Annotated in this window: 16 protein-coding genes; 9 read left to right on the top strand and 7 right to left on the bottom strand. The window is 70.5% G+C overall.

Annotation, left to right across the window (positions count from 1 at the left end):
- The first annotated feature begins 6 nt into the window (after positions 1–6).
- The 6 genes from BKD26_RS24410 to BKD26_RS24435 are packed head-to-tail and all read left to right on the top strand — an operon-like array spanning position 7 to position 6,863.
- Complete coding sequence (locus BKD26_RS24410; protein WP_179166674.1) at positions 7–864, top strand: fumarylacetoacetate hydrolase family protein; 858 nt, start codon at positions 7–9, stop codon at positions 862–864.
- Positions 861–1,892 (top strand): polyprenyl synthetase family protein, encoded by a 1,032-nt coding sequence (locus BKD26_RS24415; RefSeq protein ID WP_084902026.1) that lies wholly within the window; start codon positions 861–863, stop codon positions 1,890–1,892. Before BKD26_RS24410 ends, BKD26_RS24415 begins: the two co-directional genes overlap by 4 nt.
- A 1-nt stretch (position 1,893) precedes the next feature.
- A complete protein-coding gene (locus BKD26_RS24420) occupies positions 1,894–2,913 on the top strand; it encodes a UbiA family prenyltransferase (protein WP_084902029.1) in 1,020 nt (339 codons plus the stop codon).
- Between the two features lie 17 nt (positions 2,914–2,930).
- Positions 2,931–4,685 (top strand): prenyltransferase/squalene oxidase repeat-containing protein, encoded by a 1,755-nt coding sequence (locus BKD26_RS24425; RefSeq protein ID WP_084902032.1) that lies wholly within the window; start codon positions 2,931–2,933, stop codon positions 4,683–4,685.
- Positions 4,682–5,974: an NAD(P)/FAD-dependent oxidoreductase gene (locus BKD26_RS24430; RefSeq protein WP_084902034.1), complete on the top strand. Its 1,293-nt coding sequence runs from the start codon at positions 4,682–4,684 to the stop codon at positions 5,972–5,974. The genes BKD26_RS24425 and BKD26_RS24430 overlap by 4 nt, the downstream gene beginning before the upstream one ends.
- A 22-nt stretch (positions 5,975–5,996) precedes the next feature.
- Positions 5,997–6,863 carry a TauD/TfdA family dioxygenase gene (locus tag BKD26_RS24435; protein ID WP_084902037.1) on the top strand — a complete coding sequence of 289 codons (867 nt, stop codon included), beginning with the start codon at positions 5,997–5,999 and terminating at the stop codon, positions 6,861–6,863.
- 70 nt (positions 6,864–6,933) lie between these two features.
- Here the strand turns inward: BKD26_RS24435 and BKD26_RS24440 are convergent, their stop codons facing one another.
- From BKD26_RS24440 to BKD26_RS24460, 5 genes are all read right to left on the bottom strand, one after another.
- A complete protein-coding gene (locus BKD26_RS24440; RefSeq protein WP_073755313.1) occupies positions 6,934–7,152 on the bottom strand; it encodes a helix-turn-helix transcriptional regulator in 219 nt (72 codons plus the stop codon).
- A 91-nt stretch (positions 7,153–7,243) separates the two neighbouring features.
- The gene (locus BKD26_RS24445) at positions 7,244–8,539 is read right to left on the bottom strand and encodes a cation:proton antiporter (RefSeq protein WP_084902039.1); all 1,296 of its coding nucleotides are present in this window, start codon (positions 8,537–8,539) and stop codon (positions 7,244–7,246) included.
- Between the two features lie 701 nt (positions 8,540–9,240).
- Positions 9,241–10,617, bottom strand: a complete 1,377-nt coding sequence (locus BKD26_RS24450; RefSeq protein WP_241518806.1) for a vanadium-dependent haloperoxidase — start codon at positions 10,615–10,617, stop codon at positions 9,241–9,243.
- Between the two features lie 409 nt (positions 10,618–11,026).
- A complete protein-coding gene (locus BKD26_RS24455) occupies positions 11,027–11,779 on the bottom strand; it encodes an alpha/beta fold hydrolase (RefSeq protein WP_084902044.1) in 753 nt (250 codons plus the stop codon).
- 19 nt (positions 11,780–11,798) lie between these two features.
- Positions 11,799–12,599, bottom strand: coding sequence for a winged helix-turn-helix domain-containing protein (locus tag BKD26_RS24460; protein WP_143662703.1), 801 nt, complete (start codon positions 12,597–12,599; stop codon positions 11,799–11,801).
- A gap of 282 nt (positions 12,600–12,881) precedes the next feature.
- Here BKD26_RS24460 and BKD26_RS24465 point away from each other — a divergent pair, with 282 nt between their 5' ends.
- From BKD26_RS24465 to BKD26_RS24475, 3 genes are read left to right on the top strand one after another with little or no spacing between them, the layout of a single operon-like run.
- Positions 12,882–13,340 carry a hypothetical protein gene (locus tag BKD26_RS24465; protein ID WP_084902048.1) on the top strand — a complete coding sequence of 153 codons (459 nt, stop codon included), beginning with the start codon at positions 12,882–12,884 and terminating at the stop codon, positions 13,338–13,340.
- Positions 13,341–13,393: 53 nt separating this feature from the next.
- Positions 13,394–14,002 (top strand): ImmA/IrrE family metallo-endopeptidase, encoded by a 609-nt coding sequence (locus BKD26_RS24470; protein ID WP_107417972.1) that lies wholly within the window; start codon positions 13,394–13,396, stop codon positions 14,000–14,002.
- Positions 13,999–15,315: an MAB_1171c family putative transporter gene (locus BKD26_RS24475; protein WP_084902053.1), complete on the top strand. Its 1,317-nt coding sequence runs from the start codon at positions 13,999–14,001 to the stop codon at positions 15,313–15,315. Before BKD26_RS24470 ends, BKD26_RS24475 begins: the two co-directional genes overlap by 4 nt.
- Here the strand turns inward: BKD26_RS24475 and BKD26_RS24480 are convergent.
- Entirely contained in the window at positions 15,230–16,489 is a 1,260-nt protein-coding gene (locus BKD26_RS24480) for an MFS transporter (protein WP_084902056.1), read from the bottom strand. The genes BKD26_RS24475 and BKD26_RS24480 overlap by 86 nt on opposite strands.
- A gap of 41 nt (positions 16,490–16,530) precedes the next feature.
- Entirely contained in the window at positions 16,531–17,511 is a 981-nt protein-coding gene (locus tag BKD26_RS24485) for a TauD/TfdA family dioxygenase (RefSeq protein WP_241518807.1), read from the bottom strand.
- Positions 17,512–17,517: the final 6 nt, after the last annotated feature.

The raw sequence follows: 17,517 nt of genomic DNA on the forward strand, positions 1-17,517 counted from the left end.
TCCATCATGCTTGTCTGCAGATACAGCGACGGTGGTCGGCGCGGATACGGCCGCGTCGACCGTGATCACGACGGTGACCGCGTGGTCCCCGTCGCGTACGACGGCCCGACCGGGCGCTGGGTGCCGCGCGTGGGCCGCGCACGCCCGGTCGGTGAGGTCACGCTCCTGCCGCCCGCCGAACCGACCAAGATCGCGTGTATCGCCCTCAACCACACGTCCGGCGGCGGGCCGGCTGCCGGGGGCGGGCGCCCGGCGGGCGCCGCCTCCTCCGCCGTCCTGCTGAAGCCGCCGTCGTCACTGGCCGGCCCCGAGGACACCGTCGGCCATCCGGGAGCCGCCTGGGAGCTGAAGCACGAGGCCGAGCTGGCCGTCGTGATCGGGGTGCGCTGCAAGCGGGTTCGCCCTGAGTACGCGGCGGAGGTCGTGGCGGGCTACACGTGCGCGAACGACCTGACGGCATACGCGAAAGCCCCCTCGGGCGCGGGCGACGGTTCCGCGCCCGCGGCGTACCCGCCCGTCTGGGCGAAACACTTCGACCGCTTCACGCCCCTGGGTCCCTGGCTGGCGACGGACCTGGACCCGGCGGGCGTCGGGATCACCTGCCGGGTGGACGGCGAGACCAGGCAGCGTGGCAGCACCAGCGACCTCATCACCCCCGTCCACGAGGTCATCGGCGTGGTCAGCGAGCACATGACGCTGGAGCCCGGTGACGTGATCCTCACCGGGACGCCCGCGGGCTCCGGACCGCTGTCGCCCGGCGACCGGGTCGAGGTGTCGATCGGGGGCATCGGCACGCTCCGCAACACCATCGCCGTGGCCGTCGCAGATCACGCAGCGAGTGAAGAAAGGCCGTGCGAACGATGACGACGACTGACTACGAACCCCACATAGGCAGGACAGGCCTGCCGGACTTCCCCGCGTCGCCCGCCGGGCACGACCTCCTGCACCGGGATCTGCTGAGAGTCTGGGGCGGACAGGACGACCAGTTGGGCCGGATCGCCGAGTACGCCCTGGTGCCGCCCGGGAAGATGCTCCGCCCGCTGCTGGTGCTCGAATCGGCGCGGTGTGTCGGAGGCCGTCCGGAGGACCTCACCGAACTGGCCCTGGCCGTCGAGTACCTGCATGTGGCCACCCTCATCCACGACGACATCATCGACGGCGACGACATGCGCCGTGGCCGCCCTTCCGTCCAGGCCGCCTTCGGTGTGCCCTCGGCCATCGTCGCCGGCGACGGGCTGATCCTGGAGACCTTCGCCGCGTTGACCGGCACGCGGCCCGAGGGTGTCCCGGACGCCGCCGTCGTGGCGGTGGTCTCCGTACTGGCCAGGGCCGGAGTGAGCCTGTGCCGCGGCCAGTTGCTGGAGTCGGAGTACGTCGGCGACCTGAACTGCACCGTGGACCAGTACCTGGTGATGGCCCGGCTGAAGACCGGTGTGCTCTTCGAGTCGGCCTGCCGCATCGGGGCGCTCCTCGGCACCGACCGGCCCGAGTGGATCGACGGCCTGGGCGTGTTCGGGGAGCAGCTGGGCACCGCGTTCCAGATCCGGGACGACCTGCTGGCGTTCGACGACTCCTCCGCGCTCCTCGGCAAGCCCCGCGAGAGCGATCTGCACAACCGCCGCCCCACCCTGCCGGTGCTGCTGGCGTACGAGCGTGCCGGCGACGACGACCGGAAGGAGCTGGAGAGCGTCTTCCGCGACGAACGCCCCCATGACGACGCCTACGCGCTGGTGCGTGAGGTCGTGGAGAGGACCGGCGCCCGTGAGGAGGCCGGGGACCACGCCGCGCGGATGATCGGCCGGGCCAAGGACAGCCTCACGGGGCTGCCCGCGGGGAAAGGCCCCGACACCCTGGGAGCCATCGCGGACTACGCGTCCGGGAGAAGGTTCTGACATGGGACGCGGCAGCCGTTTCGGGAACGTCCTCGCCGCGCACGTGCGGACGTGGCGCCCCTACACCCTCTGGTACGTCGGTCTGGTCGGCCTGGCCGGCGCGGCCCTGGCCGCCGACCGGCACACGCCCGGGCGCCTGGCCGCGGCATGGCTCGTGCCCACCCTGGTGTGGCTGGCGGCGCACTATCTGGGCGACTACCTCGATCGCGACCTCGACGCGATCAGCAAGCCCCAACGCCCCATACCGTCGGGCCGGCTGCGACCCTCCACCGCGGTCGTCTGCGGCGTGGTCCTGACCTGCGGCGGGCTGGCCGTCGGCTTGAGCGTCAACGGGCTCACGGTCTTCCTGCTGGCCGGCGGGGTCGGCGGGGCGATGGCGTACAACGGGTTCTTCAAGGCGCGGGGGCTGTGGGGAAACGTGGTCCGCGGCGCGCTCACCGGCGCGGCCTTCGTGTTCGGCGCGATGATGGCCGTACGGACGCCACCGCTCGAACTGCTGCTGTTCGTGGTGGTGTTCTGGGCCCACGACGCCGCGTCCAACCTCGTCGGGACGCTGCGGGACGTCGCCGGGGACCGCGAGGGCGGATACGTCACCTTCGCGGTGCGCCACGGGCTGCGGCGGGCGGCGGGCACCGCGGCGGCCCTCTACGCCCTGGCCGTCGCGACGGCGGTGGCGGGGACGTTCCTCGTGCCGCGCGACCGGGCGGCGTACCTCCTCGGGATCCTGCTCGCCGCGGTGCTCGGGGCGTGCGCCTTCCGGCTGCTGTACGCCGCGGGGCGTGCCCTGAGCTCGCGCACCGCCCTCCGCTCCCACGAAGTGCTCGTCGTCGAGCGGCTCGTCCTGGCCGCCGCCCTGCTGGTGCCGGGCCTCGGACTGCCCACGGCGCTCGGGCTCCTCGTACCCGTACTCGTCGTCACTCTCACCACTCAGCGTGTGATGCGGTCCCGGCACGAGTTCTCGCCGGACGGCCGCGCACACTCCGCCGACGGCCCCGCGGCTCCGCCCGCCTTCCAGCACTAGAGAAGGAGGACACCCCCATGTGCTCAGCTGTGGACGGTCGCTCCGAGAAATCGGTCACGAAGTCGGTCGAGAAGTCGGTCGCGAAGGCCGCCGAGGCCCTGTTCGAGGTGCAGCGGGCCGACGGCTCCTGGCCCAACCGGCGGCCCACCGCCGTGCTCGGTACGGCCGGCGCGCTGGCCGCGCTGCACTTCGCCGACCGCGAGCGCTCGAACGACCTCATCGAACGGGGAGCCGCCTGGCTGGCGGGCGCCCAGAACGCCGACGGCGGCTGGGGCGGGGTCGCCGGTGCCTCCACCCAGCTCGTGCCCACCGTGATCGCGGCGGCGTCGCTGCACCTGGTGTCCCCGAACACCTCCCGGGAACCCGTACAGCGGGCCCTGGACCTGGTGAAGTCCTACGGCGGGACCGAGGCGCTCACCGATCCGGGCATGGCCCACATGGCCGCGACGTTCCTCGCGCTCGCCGGGCTCCAGGACCCGCACGCCTCCCGGCGTATCCCGCTCGAACTGCTCCTGCTGCCCCAGCGGCTGTGGCGACGCCGCCTGTCCTTCCGCGTCGCGCCCTTCATCGCGATGGCCTTCATCCAGGCGCGCCACCGCCCGCCGGAAGCGCGGCTCCAGCGCCTGCTGAACCGGCTGGCCAGGCCCGCCGGGCTGCGCACGCTCGCGCGGGTGGAACGAGGCGAGAACGCCCGCGGCGGCTACGGCGGGGACAACTGGCTGGCCGCGGTGGTGTGCCTGGGCCTGACCTGTGCCGGGGCCCCGCGCCGCGCGGTCCTCGACGCCGTCGACTACCTGCGGGCGAACGTGCACCCCGACGGGTCCTGGCACATCATGCAGGGCCTCGACCTGATCGGCGGGTCGTACGTGGCACGCGGGCTGGCGGACGCCGGCTACCGCGCCGACCCCCGGCTGGTGCGGGCGAGGCAGTGGCTGCGCGGCTGTCAGCAGGAGGAGGCGTTCGAGGTCTACGGCGCTCCGCCCGGTGGCTGGGGCTGGGAGGGGCCGCGAGGATGGCCCAACTTCCTCGACAGCGCCAACGTGCTGGCCGCGCTCGCGGCCGGCGGCGAGGCGGGCGAGGGCGACGCGGGCGACGCACACCTGCGCCGCGGGCTGCGCTGGCTGGCCTCGCGGCAGGACCGCCAGGGTTCCTGGGGGACCTTCGTCCCCGACACCACGCTCCCCAACGACGGCCCCTGCCCCTACGTCACCGCACAGTGTGCCGAGGTCCTGCTCGACGGCGGTGTCTCCCGTCGGCACCCCGTGGTACGCAAGGCACTCGACTGGCTGCTCGCCCACCAGCGTTCCGACGGCAGCTATGAGGCGCTGTGGTACCGGGGGCTCACCCCGGGTACCGCCATGGCGCTCGTGGCCCTCAGCCGCGCCGGACTCGCCGGCCACCCCGTCGCCCGGCGCGCCCGCGACGCCCTGCTGCGCAACCAGCTCCCGGACGGTTCCTGGGGCCCGGGCGAGAAGGGCACGCCGGGCGACGACCCTTCGCCGGGGACCGTGGAGGAGACGGCGTGGGCGCTGCGGGCGCTGCTGGCCTGCGGGATGCCGGCCGACGACCCGCGCGTGCGGCGCGCGGCCGAATGGATCACGACCGCGCAACGGCCGGACGGCCGGTGGGACGCGAGCGCGGTGTGCATGCACATCCGCGGCTTCGCCTCCTACGTGGACGGCCTGATCGTCGACGGACTCGCCCTGAAGGCGCTCGGGGACTACCGGAGCGCGGTGGCCGGACACCCGTACGAAAAGCAGGAGGCGTCATGACGACAGGGCACACGCCTGCGGGCGCCGTGGACGCGGACGTGGTGGTCTGCGGGGCGGGGGTGGCCGGCCTGGCGGCGGCCTGTGCGCTGGGGCGGCTGGGGCTGGACGTCGCCCTGCTGGAGAAGAACCGGCGGCAGCCGCCGGTCTGGAAGGGCGAAGTCCTCCAGCCCGGCTCCCTGAACTCCCTGCACTCCTGGGGCGCGCTCCCCGCCCTGGAGGCCAGGCGGGCGGTCCGCCTCAACCGGCTCGTCACCAGGAGGGCCGACGGCGCCGAGCTGCTGACGATGGACTTCGGGATGCTCGGCGGCGAGCGGTCCTGGATGCTGTCCCACGACTACACGACGATCCTGGAGTGCCTCGGGGAGTCGCTCGGCACGACCGTCCACTGGCAGCGCGGGGTGCTGGTGAAGGATGTCGTCAAGGACGGCGACGGCCGCGTCGTCGGCGTACGGGCGGTGAGCGACGGGAGCGAGTACGACGTCCGTGCCCGGCTCGTGGTGGCCGCCGACGGCATGTCCTCGCGCGTGCGCCGCCTGTCGGGGCTGAGCGCGAGCCCCGTCGCGTACGGCCACAAGCTCCTGTCGTTCGAACTGCCGGGTACGCCGGACATGGACGACGAGGTGTCCGCGTACGTCACGGACCGCGGGCTGGTCATGGTCTATCCGCTGCCGGACGAACGGACACGGGTCTACGTCCAGGTGGCGCCGGACGAGATCAGGAGCGCGGACCGGGCGCGGTTGCAGCAGTGGTGCGACGAACTGATCGCCGGCGTACCCGCGCTCGGGCCGCTGGCCCCGGCGTTCAAGGAGGGACTGGACCGCAGGCAGCTGCTGCCGGTGTGGCAGTACCGGGCCCCGTCCCTGGTACGGCCGGGCATCGCCCTGATCGGCGAGGCCGCACACGGCGTACACCCGCTGGCGGCGCAGGGGATGAACACGGCCATCGGAGACGCCCGGGTCCTCGCGGACCGGCTCGCCGGCGCCGGCATCACCGGGCGGGGGGCGGTCGACCGGGCGCTGCGGGCGTACGAGGCCGGGCGTCGCGACAGGATCCGGGACGTCCACGTCATGAGTCACCGTGCCGCGCGCATGATGACGAGCACCTCCGGGCTGGGCAGGGCGCTGGGCCTGCGGCTGCTGAGCGGGACGGCCAGGAGCGCGCGCCTGCGCCGGCTGACCACCTACAACATGTCGGGCCTCGGTATGCGTCCTCTCGGCACCGTGGACCGGCTCGTTCAGCTGGGGGTACTGCCCGACCGCAAGGCGCCCTGGCTGCCGGTGCCGAAGTGATCCACGAGGGAAGGGTGGGAAGATGTCAGATTCACTCAGGACGGCCTTCGATGTCCGTCCGCTGTCCGGTGCTCTGGGCGCCGAGGTGCTCGGCGTACGCCTGGAGGACATCAACGACGAGGAGTTCGCCGAACTGCGCCGGCTGCTGCTGCGGTATCTGGTGCTCTTCCTGCCGGAGCAGGAGGGGTGGTCGTCCGCGTCGCGCATCGCCTTCGGCCGCCGGTTCGGGGAGCTCGAGGTCCATCCGTATCTGCCGCACCTCGACGGGCATCCGGAGATACAGATCATCGACTCGGAGCAGGACGGCAAGATCCCGATCTGGCACACCGACATGACGTACTCGCCGAATCCGCCGATCGGGTCCGTCCTGCAGATCGTCCGCAGCCCCGGGCGGGGAGGCGACACGATGTGGTCCAACCAGTATCTGGCCTACGAGTCCCTGTCCGCCCCGATGCGCGAGCTGCTCGACGGCCTCACGGCGATTCACGCCATCCACATCCCGGGGCTGGACAGCCGGGCGGAGCACCCCGTGGTGCGGGTCCACCCGGAGACGGGCCGCCGGGCGCTGTTCGTCAACCGCGCCCACACCTCGCACATCGTCCAGCTCAGCCGGAACGAGAGTGACGCGCTGCTGCAGTTCCTCACCGAGTTCTCCACCTCACCGCAGTTCACCTGCCGGTACCAGTGGCGGCCGGGCGACGTGGCGATCTGGGACAACAGGGTCACGCAGCACTACGCGGTCGACGACTACGAGCAACGCCGTACGGGCCTGCGGGTGGTGGTGCTCGGCGACAACCCGACCGGGAACCGGCCCCGGTGGGCCCCGTACCGGCCGAAGCAGGGTGAGCGCTACGCGCCGGCCCGGGTGAACGCGAAGGAGCCCTACTGACAGCACATCGAGCGGCGGCCGACCGGCCGTTCGTCAGGCCGGCCGCCACTCGATGAGGGGCCTCCTGCCTCTAGAACGGGACGATCCCGGAAGCGACGGCCCAGCCGATGAGCCGGGATTTGGTGGCCGCCCCGACGCGGTGTCTGGCCTCGCGCAGGTGTTCGTCCACCGTGTTCTTGGATATGCCCAGTCGACGGGCGGTCTCCTTCGCGGTGAGGCCCAGAACGGCGAGCCTCACCACTTCCGTCTGCCTCGGGGTGAGTGATGGTTCGCTGGCTAGCCTGGTCACTGAACACCTCGCATTCGCATGTACGTGAGACTGGCTGTCGTTGTTCCGGCAGGCCGCGGCCCCCGGACCAGTTCTCCGGGGCCCTGCCGGCTCACCCCGGTGGGGGTGAAGTCCGGGTGGGGGCGTCCGGTCGCGCGTCGGTGGAGTCGGCGGAGACGGATTCCCTGGCGGCTTCCGCCTCGATGAGCCGCCGGGGCAGGAGCCACCGCAACAGCGGTCCGGCCATCGCCGTCGTCACGACCGCCATGACGACCATGAGCGAGTACAGGTCCTGCTGGATGATTCCCAGGTTCAGCCCGACGCTCAGGGCGATGAGCTCGGTCAGGCCACGGGTGTTCATCAGGGTGGCCAGTGCCGCGGACTGCCGCGACGGCATCCCGTGCGCGCGGGCGGCGAGGAACGCGCCGGCGAACTTCCCCCCGATGGCCACCAGGAGGATCAGGCCCAGGTCGCCGAGTCCGCCCGCGCTCAGCCCCGACAGGTCGACGTTGAGCCCGGCGACCACGAAGAAGACCGGCAGGAGCAGTACGTCGCTGAGCCGGCCGAACTGGTCGCGGATCCCGGCTCGCAGCTGCGCCGTCCGCTCACGCGGGATGACGGCGCCGAACAGGAACGCCCCGAAGATGAAGTGCAGCCCCACCCACTCCGTCGTGGCGGCGGACGCCAGCATCCCCACGAGGGCGCACGCCGACCACGCCGGGGTGAGCCGGGCGGTGCTCCCGTACGCCAGGACCTGGCGCAGCAGGGGCCGCAGGACGAAGAGCATGCCGAGCACGTACGGCAGGGCGAGGAGCATCCTCGCGGGGCCCGGGCCCGCCGCCCCGCTCAGGGCGGCCACCCCGGCGAGTACCGACCAGGCCAGTACGTCGTCGATGGAGGCGCAGGCGAGCGCCAGCACGCCCAGCGTCGTCCGCTCCATGCCCCGGTCGGTGAGGATCCGGGCCAGCACCGGGAACGCGGTGATCGACATGGCGATGCCCATGAAGAGCACGAACGCGGCCCTGTCGGGGGTGTCGTACTCCCGCATGAGGTACACGGCCAGTGCCGCGCCCAGGCCGAACGGCAGGAGGACGGAACTCAGGGACACGGTGACCGCGAACCCCCCGGAGCCCCTGGCCAGGGCCGGGTCCCACTCCAGGCCGACGACGAACATGAAGACGGCGACCCCGACGGCGGCCAGGACGCCCAGGCCCGGCCGGATACCGGCCGGGAAGAGGTGGTCGGACACCGCGCCGCCGAACAGTGTCGGCCCCATCAGGATGCCGGCCAGCACCTCACCGATGACCGCCGGCTGGTCGAACCGGCGCGCCACGGCGCCGAGCAGTCGCGCCAGGAGCACGACGGCCGCCAGGGCGAAGAACAGTTCCGTGAGGTGCTGGGCGTTCATGGGATCCGTTTCCGATTCCGGCGGGGAAGCAGCGGGTACGGCAACCGTGAACGATCCGGGCCATGACGGCAGGGAGGCGAGCGGCGGCTCGCCCTGCCCGGACCAGGGGCCGGTGGAGGGGGGTCAGGCGGCGACAAGCCCTGGGGAAACGTGCCCACGTGTCCAGGGCACCAGCCCGGCCCGGCCGTAGCGTTCGGCCGGGGAGCCCAACGGCTCCGGCGACGGCCGGTGTTGACGAGATTCGGGTGCGGAGGGTCTCGTGCGCGCTAACGGTACGATGGACATGATCGAACACTAATGGGCGTCCGCCCACTCGTCAACGGCATTATTGCGCAGGCGACAGCGGCAACGGTGAGTCCACCCAAGGCCATACGCGTCGTCGGTGCGCGGCCGGTGCGGTCCGGTGTCCCGGTCACGCGCACGGTAAAGCCGGTACCGCCGGACACCTCGATGTCGCCGCCGCGGTTGTGCACCGCGCGTGTGGTGTCCGCCCGCGGGCGGCCGGGTGAACGGCCTGTGCCCGCCCCGCCGGCGCTTGCGCACGCCTCGCTCCTACGGGACTGCACGCGCCGGGGTATCAGGCCCGGCGCCGAACCCGGCGGGGCGGATGTCCGACACGGGGCCACCGGGCGGCTCCACGGCCGAACGGGACGGCCCCGCAGGTGCGCTGCGCGCCCGCGGAGCCGTCTCGTGAGCGGCTGTCAGAACTTGCGGAGCTTGTTGGTGAAGACGTGAGCGGCGACCTGGTCACCGAGCTTGAGGCCGTCCTCGGCGTCCCAGGGGAAATGGACACCGAGCCAGACACGGCTGTAGGCGTCCTCGCGGGCGGCGGAGCTGAAGCTGGTGAAGTGGCGGGTCTTCACGGGCGACTGCGGGTCGTCGGTGGTCATGTCGAACGCGATGCCGTCGCTGCCGAAGTACCGCTGCATGATGCCGGCCCACGCCGCGCCGAACGTCGCGTGGCCCGAGGCCCACGCCGGGAAGCACGGGTTGACGTTCACCCCCGCCCGGGTCTTGAGCAGCGGCTTCCACTCGGGGTCGAGCCCGCCCTCACGTATGGCGGAGACCGGGCGCCAAAGGTCGATGTTCGTCAGGAACTTCACGTCCCGGACCGCGATCCCCGCGTCCGCCATCGCGATCGAGACCAGGGCGAAGAGCCTGGCGTTCTCGTAGGTGTCCAGTCCGCGTGCGTGCGCCACCTCACGGGTCGCCTGGAGCAGCTGGCCCGGCGGCTTGTACGTGCCGTCCAGGTCGTTGGCCCAGAACCAGGCGGCGGCCTCCTGGTCCGCGGTGCGGTTGACGACGGGCGTCTTCGCGGTCGGCCCGTCCGCGCCCGCCGAGCGGACTGCTTCCACCTGCGCCTTGTACGCGTCGCCGGCGAGCAGCTTCGCGTACGTTCCGTACAGCCCCGGCGTCGGCGGGCGGAACTGCGATCCGGAGCTGAGGGCGAAGGGCGTGACCAGCCCCCAGTAGGGCGAGACCGCCTGGCTGTGCTGCGAGCAGGACGGGTCGGGCATGTCCGGGTAGCTCGTCGGCCGCCAGGCCCCCGGTTCGAACGAACCGGCGTACACCCGGTCGTCGTCGGAGCCGTCCCCGTTCCGCGCGTCCATCATCTGCGTCACCATCTTGTTGACGACGGTGACGTCGAGGAGGTCGAACTCAGTGGGCTCGGTTCCGAACCGCTCACGGAACTTCGCGTCCAGGAACTGGGCCTGGTTCTTGCCGTACAGCTTCAGCAGGATGTTGTAGGCGGTCCGCCCGATCACCCGTTCTTCCTCGTCCGGTCCCTCGACCCAGCCGGCGTACTTCTCGGCGTGGATGTAGGCCTCGGAGGTGATCTTGCCCTTCCACTTCAACTGGTACGAGCTCTCCGCGTCGTAGATCGCGGCGTTCATCATCGCGGCCGCACGGGCCATCGGCCCGGGCCCACCGCCCTCGCGGCGGATGACCTGCAGAAGAACGTCATTCCAGTAGTGCACCGGATCGGCTATGGGGTGCGCGGGCAAGGCAGCCTGCGCGGGCTGCGGGGCGACGGTGAGCACGCTCCCCGTCGCCGCCACCACCGCGGCGGCCGCCAAGGCCCGTCTCCATGTGCCTCTGCTGCGCCTGCTGGATGGAACGCGTGCGGGCATCTCTCGCTCCTCGTGACCAAAACTCGTTTGATCACCACCCGAGCGGTGGCGGCGAGATCATGCCGCGCACACGTGCCGCAGCGGAATGCTCCGGCCGACGGCAAGGCCGGAATGGCTCATGCCGGGGCCTTTCCTGTCCGGTTCCCGCCGTGGCTGCCCGACGGGCAGCGCAGAGGCGGCTCCGTCAGAACGCGTCCCACGGCTCTCCAGGGTCACCCGAGAATCAGGGACACGTTGTGCCCGCCGAAACCGAAGGAATTGGCGAGCGCGGTGTCCCAGCTGCCGCCGCGGGCCCGGCCGGTGGCGACGGTGCGCTCCGAACTCGCCCAGAGACTCCAGAGGCGCAGGTGACCTGTCAGCTCGAGCCGACGCGTGCGGCGGTGGCCACTCGCAGCACGCTTTCCGTGTGCTCCGCGAGGAAGAAGTGACCACCGGTGAAGACGTGGAGTGCGAACGGCCCCGTCGTCACCGAGGACCACTCCTCCATGCGCTGCGGAACCGTCTGGGCGTCCTTGTCCCCCATCAGGGCCACCACCTCCGCCCCGAGCCGCGCGGCAGCGGGGGCTCGCCGGTAACTGTCGATCAGGTAGTAGTCGTTGCGGGCGATGCCGAGGACCATCGCCCTGAGGTCGGGGTCGTCCAGCACGGCTGACCGAGTACCGCCGAGTTCACTCATCGAATCGAGTAGCTCACGATCGGTCCGAAGGCGTGGGACCGTGAGCGTCTCCGCGCCGTCGGGCTGCCGGCCGGAGACGCAGAGGCGGGTGACGGCAGACGAGCCGGAGGCCTCCAAGAGGCGGAGGGTCTCGTAGGCCACCGCGGCGCCCATGCTGTGACCGAAGAGAATGGTCTCCCGTCCGGTTCTGTCCGCGTGGAGCGCCTCTGCCACGGCAGTCGCCAGCTCTGCCATGGAGGGCACCAGTGGCTCTGACATCCGCCCTTCCCTGCCGGGGTACTGGACCGCACTCAGTTCCAGAGTGCCGTCGAGGTGGGACGCCCAGGGTCGGAAGAAGCTCGCGCTTCCGCCGGCGTGCGGGAAGGTGATCAGGCGGCGTTCCGCTGTCGAGCGGGCCTGGAAGGTCACAAGCCAGGGAGATTTCGTGATCATGATGCTTTCAAGCCAATCGTCATCCGAGGACTGCTTCGCCCAACTGTGTGAGCCTGTGCACGACGAAACCCTTCCGGCGGGACGTGGACACGAGCCCGGACCGGCGCAGAACGCCGACGTGCTTGCTCGCGGAGGGGTTCGAGATGTGAAGAGAGCGGGAGATCTCGCTGGTGGTCTTGGGATGGCGTACGGACGCCAGGACGCTGGCCCGTGTGTGGCCGAGGAGCTCGCGAAGCGAGGCGTCCCTGTCCTCCTCCTCTTCCTGCCAGATGCTTGCGGCGGAGTCGGTGTCCAGGCAGATGCTGTAGGCCAGGGCCGGGACTCCCTGGTGGGTCCTGTCGGCCGCCAGGATGAGGGGTTGCGCCGCGAACAAGGAGGGCGTGATCAGCAGCCCCCCACCGGCGAGTTCGATCTCCTCCGGCCCGGAGGCGGTGTCCACCCGGAGACAGGGCGCCTGCCAACTGATGGCGGGATGAAGCTGGTTGAGCACACCCTCGACGCCTTCGGACATCACCGAACGGAGCCTCGCGTTGTTCTCCTGCTCCAGGTGGCTGTGTATCCGCTGCCAGAAGGGTTCCACGGCGGCGGCCTGGAACAGGCGTCCATCGGCGGGGGGTGGCGGCCCTGACAGGCCTTGGAGTGCCGGCGCCGGCGCACGGTGACGAAGGCGTCTCTTCACCTTGCGCCGCCACTCGGAGAACGCGTCCTGTCGCGTGTCCGAGTATCTGGCCTCGGCCAGGTGGGTTTCGAACGCGGCGCCCAGCGTGCTGGCGAAGCGCACGCGGGAAAGATCTTCAACCGAGAGGCGCAGGGCAACCAACGAAGGATCTCCTCATGATCAGGGGCGGCTGCCCGCCAGTCGTCGAGTCGAAGTCCGGATGAGTAGTCTGTGGAGCTGCGACAACGCGTCCGACCTGCAGGTATGACCGCCGGAGAGATCTCGAACAAGCCCGGCCATTCACCTAAGTTGATGACTGAAGTAAGACTAGCCCGTCGGTGACGGCGAGGGAGGGACTCTTTAGGCCAATTGATCACTCGCAGTTCGCCCTTTGGGTAGGGTTTCCACCGCGGGGTTTCGGAGGTCCGGAAGGAGTACGGCTGGATGAGCGACGTAGCTGCGCATCACGATGCTGTCGGTCTTGCACGCACCCTTGCCGAAAAGCTTGATCACCTCTTCAACGCGCGACCAGGCGGCCGTCCGCCCTCCCACGAGGAGGTTGCGACCTCGATCAACATCGCAGCCGGCGAGAAGACCATCAGCGCCACCTACATCTGGCAGTTGCGCACGGGGCGCAAGACCAATCCGACCAAGAGGCATCTCGAAGCGCTGGCACGCTACTTCGGCGTGCAGCCGGCGTACTTCCTCGACGACGTCCACGCGGAGCGCGTCGACGAGCAACTGGCACTCCTCGACGCGCTCAAGGAGGCGGACGTGCGGAGTCTGGCGCTGCGCGCCAGCGGTCTTTCGCAGTCGAGCCGGCAGAGCATCGCCAAACTGGTCAACCAGTTGCGTGACGTGGAAGGTCTGGGTGCCGCCGACGACGGTTCACCACAGGCGTGACGCGACGCCGCGAAGCTGCCGGCCTGGAAGGAACTCGGAAGGAGTACGTGTTCATGTGGGGGATGGACATACTGGCAGCACTGCGCTTCGGCAGAGGGGCCCACCTGGCGCCCTCCGCCGGCCGCAGGGCGAAGTTCAGGCGCTTACGGCGTCACTGCCAGAAGGTGATCGACGGTCTCGGCATCCCCTACAACTCCGGGATCGAGGAGCTGTGCGACGAGGTGAGCCGCCGCACCGGACGCCCCATCCGCCTGGCGCCCGTGGATCTGGAGAGTTCCTCCCTGCACGGACTGTGGATCGCCACGTCCGAATCCGATCTGATCGTCTACCAGGCGAACACCAGCAGGGCACATCAGGAACACATCGTTGCCCATGAACTGTCCCACATCCTCTGTGAGCACGCTCTCGACGGAGGGCAGAAGCACGGCGTCCCGCTGGGGCTCTTCCCCGACCTCTCCCCCGACCTCGTCCAGGGGGTACTTCAGCGCTCCACGTACTGCGAGCGGGACGAGCAGGAGGCCGAACTCATGGCCTCGCTCATGCTGGCCCGGTCCCGCAAGCGCGCGCCGGGCAACCGCCCGCCCCTCCCACCCGAAGCGGCGGCCGTCCTGGCCCGGGTGGAGAACACCGTCGGGCACGTCACCCGGTCGTCCTCCGAGTGAATACGGTCGACGCCTTCTTGATACACCTGTGCGCCGTGGCGGGTCTGGCGGCATTCCTCTACCGCCTGCCGGAGCTCATACGGAGGCGGGCGGACCCCACTCTCCGCGCACTCGAGGTCTACTTCCTCGCCACCGGGCTCTGCTTCCTGCTGAACGTCAGCTGGCTGCGTTCAGCGGTCTCCGAGTTCCTCCGCTATCCCGAGATCACCACGGTCATGACACACGCCGCCGTGGTGATCTTCTCGGCGGCCCAGCAGGTGGTCCTCATCTACTGGTCCCAGCCGCCCGATGAGGCGAGGAACCGGGCGAGACGACGCGTCCACATCTTCCAGTTCATCCTCCTCGCCCTCGTGTGCATGTACTTTCTGGTGGATCTCCACCGGCTGAGCATCTCGGCCGGCGGAACGCTCCTCCACGGCATGTACGAAGCCGAGAACGCCGCCTACATGCTCTTCTACCTCTCCGTCTGCGCCGGCGGGCAGGTGGGCGCCCTGCGCATGTGCCATCGCTATTCGCGCATCGCGCACGCCAGGGCCCTGCGCATCGGATTGGTGACCGCCTCGCTGGGCGCCGCCTTCCTCCTGACGTACTGCGTGATCCGCGGCACTCAGGTGATCGGTACCCAGCTCGGCTTCGACATGAGAGCTCTGGAACCCCTCTACTGGTTCTTCGCGTGTGTCGGGTCCCTCCTCCAACTGTTCGGCCTGACCGTCCCCTCCTGGGGGGCGGCGACCAGGCTGTGGTGGACCAACTACCGCTCCTACCTGCGGCTCTATCCGTTGTGGCGTGCGATCTACCGGGAGATCCCCACGATCGCGCTGGAACCGCCGCCCAGAGCGGGGCTGGGGTGGATTCCGCCGACGGGGCTCGAGTACAAGCTCTACCGGCGCGTCATCGAGATACTCGACGGCTGTGTCGAGCTTCGCCCCTACCTGCCGGGGCCTCCGTGCGAGGGCCCGGTGCCGATCGTCGGTGGGGAGTCGCCGGACGAGGAGGCACGACGGCTCCGCTGCGCCCTGCACGAGAGGGGCAAGGAGGCGGCGGTCGGGCTCATGGCCGACATCTCCTCCCCCGCGTCGACGGCCAACCGGGAGGCGGCCTTCGCGGAGGAGGTGGAATGGCTCGTCAGGGTATCGGCGGCGTTCGTACGGGACTCCCGTACGCCCGTACGCCCGTACGCCCTGACTCAGCATGGCGGACGTGCCGTCCAGGCCACGGCTTCCTGCCCTACGCCTGTGCGGCGCTGGACGGTTCGGGGGCCTTCCCTCTTTCCTCGTCGTCCCGGGCAGCGGCGCGGGGAGGGTTCCGCATGACGGGGCTCAGCACTGCGGACAACGCGATGCCGACCAGGACGGTCGCGCACGCCAGCAGGCTGGGAGCCCGTCCGGCCAGGTCGTAGGCCACCCCGCCCACCAGCGGCGCGGCCGCGGCGCTGCTCCCGGACACCTGGGCCACGCTCATCACCCGGCCCCGGTGACTGTCCGGCGTCAGGAGCAGCTGGTGGGTGGTGAAGTACGCGCTCGCCGTGGGTGCGGCGAACGCGGCCACGCCGAGAAGCACTCCGGGGGTGAAGCGGCCCGGCAGCAAAGCGATTCCGAAGGTGAGGACCCCGAACAACCACAGCACCAGGAAGACGGGCCGGGATCCTGTCAGGACCCGCAGGAGCTTCGGTGACACGAGTGCGCCCAGCAGCCCACCCACGCCGAGGAGGGCGGCCATCAGACCGATGAGCCCCGAGTCCATGCCGCTCTGCTTCGCCGATGCGATGACGATGAAGTACACGGTTCCGTAGGCGAAGTTGGCGACCGTCGCGTACAGAAGGCCGAGCCGGAGAAACGGTTGCCCCGCGATCCACCGGATCCCCTCCACCAGTTCCTGGCCGGGCTTTCCACGGGGCTTCTGCCGAGGGACGGAGGGCTGCGGCCTGAGGAACAGGAGCACCACCAGGCCGACGGTGTGCGCCACGGCTCCCAGCGCGAAGGGAAGGGAGTTCCGCATGGATTGCAGAAAGCCGCCGGCCGAGGTGCCCAGGAGCTGTCCGGCGTAGGTGCGTGCCGCGTTCGCGGCCACGGCGCCCGACAGCTCCTCCTCGGGAACCAGGGACGGAACCATGGCGGAGGCGGTGGTGAAGAGCACCGCCGTGAGGGCGCCGTTGGCGACGGCGAACGCCGCCAGGACGCCGAGGGAGGCCGCCCCCGCCCACAGTGCCACCGCCACGCCGACGAAGACGAGGACCAGCCCGGCCTGACACCACAGCATCACGGTGCGCCGGTCGTAGCGGTCCGCGACGGCGCCGGCCGGCAGCCCGGCCAGCACCATCGTCGCGGCGTCCACGAACCCGATGAAGCCGGCCTGGGACGGCGATCCGGTCACGGTGAGAACGATCAGCGGCAGTGCGAGCAGTGATGTGCTGTAGGCGAACTCACTGAACGTCTGGCTTGCCCACAACAGGGTGAAATCTCGTTTCCCGGCGGGCGGGCGAGTCACAGCGGCCTCTCCTTCGGCAGTGATGGTCGGCTGGCCCGAAATCAGCCCAGAATCCGTGAGCGTGATCCGGTGTGCACATACGTGCGCCGGAGATCCCGCACCATGCTGGTGCGCTTCAGCCACCGGTCCGTGCCGTCGTAGCGGGGAGTGAACAGATCCCGGCCGTGCACGACCTGGTAGTTGTCCAGAAAGACCGCCTCGCCCGGGCTGAGCACCACGCGCTCGGCGGATCCCGCCAGCTGTTCCGCGCACTGCCGCATCGCCGCCTCGGCCTCCAGATCACCGGGCAGAGGGCTGGTGAAGTCCTCGTCCATACGGAGGTAAGGAGCGTCCGAGGGGCCGAAGAGCACCGAGGCGGTCTCGTGCTCGCGCTCCCCGCGCGCCACGAGTTGGCCGCCGGCGTACTGCGGCGCCGTCTCGTGCGAATCGTCCGGGAAGAAGCGGAACCGGTTCTGCTCGAGCACCTTCCGGACCTCTTCGGGCAGCGTCAGTACGTCGAGGCCGGCCACCGTCGTGCCCACCCGGTCCGGGTTGCGCAGGCACAGCAGGGCCACGTAGTCACCACGGCAGGCGTGGAAGACGTCCTCCGTGTGCAGGGCGAGCTGGGCCTTGCTGCTCGCGCTGGTGAGGGAGTTCTCCTTGCCCTTGGCCGGGCATACGTCGTGCACGAGCCGACCGTTCTGCTGGTTCGCCCAGCCGAACGGGTCACCGAGCACCGAGGCGAGCAGCAGGAGCACCACCTCCTCCCGGATCGCCGCGCCCTCCTTCTCCGCTATCTCCCAGCCGGGCGGGGTGGGGACGAGCTCTTCGCTGAGCGGAAGGTTCGACACCGAGATGATCGGGTCCTCGCCCGTGCGACCGGCGGCGAGGAACTTTCTCACTCCGACGGGGAGTTCCTCGGACCAGGCGCGGACCTCATCGGCGTCCCGCAACGGATCCCAGGTCTGGTGGGCGGCCAGGAACCGGTCCGCGATGTCGCCGACCGTAGCCGACTCTGTCCGGGTCAGGGTGTAGCGAGCCACGGGATC

This window comes from Streptomyces sp. CB03238, from assembly GCF_002099185.1.
Classification (GTDB): domain Bacteria; phylum Actinomycetota; class Actinomycetes; order Streptomycetales; family Streptomycetaceae; genus Streptomyces.

Coding starts and splice junctions, on each gene's coding strand:
- BKD26_RS24425 (WP_084902032.1), top strand. CDS start 2,931: ATGTGCTCAGCTGTGGACGGTCGCTCCGAGAAATCGGTCACGAAGTCG.
- BKD26_RS24415 (WP_084902026.1), top strand. CDS start 861: ATGACGACGACTGACTACGAACCCCACATAGGCAGGACAGGCCTGCCG.
- BKD26_RS24435 (WP_084902037.1), top strand. CDS start 5,997: ATGTCAGATTCACTCAGGACGGCCTTCGATGTCCGTCCGCTGTCCGGT.
- BKD26_RS24410 (WP_179166674.1), top strand. CDS start 7: ATGCTTGTCTGCAGATACAGCGACGGTGGTCGGCGCGGATACGGCCGC.
- BKD26_RS24430 (WP_084902034.1), top strand. CDS start 4,682: ATGACGACAGGGCACACGCCTGCGGGCGCCGTGGACGCGGACGTGGTG.
- BKD26_RS24465 (WP_084902048.1), top strand. CDS start 12,882: ATGAGCGACGTAGCTGCGCATCACGATGCTGTCGGTCTTGCACGCACC.
- BKD26_RS24455 (WP_084902044.1), bottom strand. CDS start 11,779: ATGATCACGAAATCTCCCTGGCTTGTGACCTTCCAGGCCCGCTCGACA.
- BKD26_RS24470 (WP_107417972.1), top strand. CDS start 13,394: ATGTGGGGGATGGACATACTGGCAGCACTGCGCTTCGGCAGAGGGGCC.
- BKD26_RS24420 (WP_084902029.1), top strand. CDS start 1,894: ATGGGACGCGGCAGCCGTTTCGGGAACGTCCTCGCCGCGCACGTGCGG.
- BKD26_RS24445 (WP_084902039.1), bottom strand. CDS start 8,539: ATGAACGCCCAGCACCTCACGGAACTGTTCTTCGCCCTGGCGGCCGTC.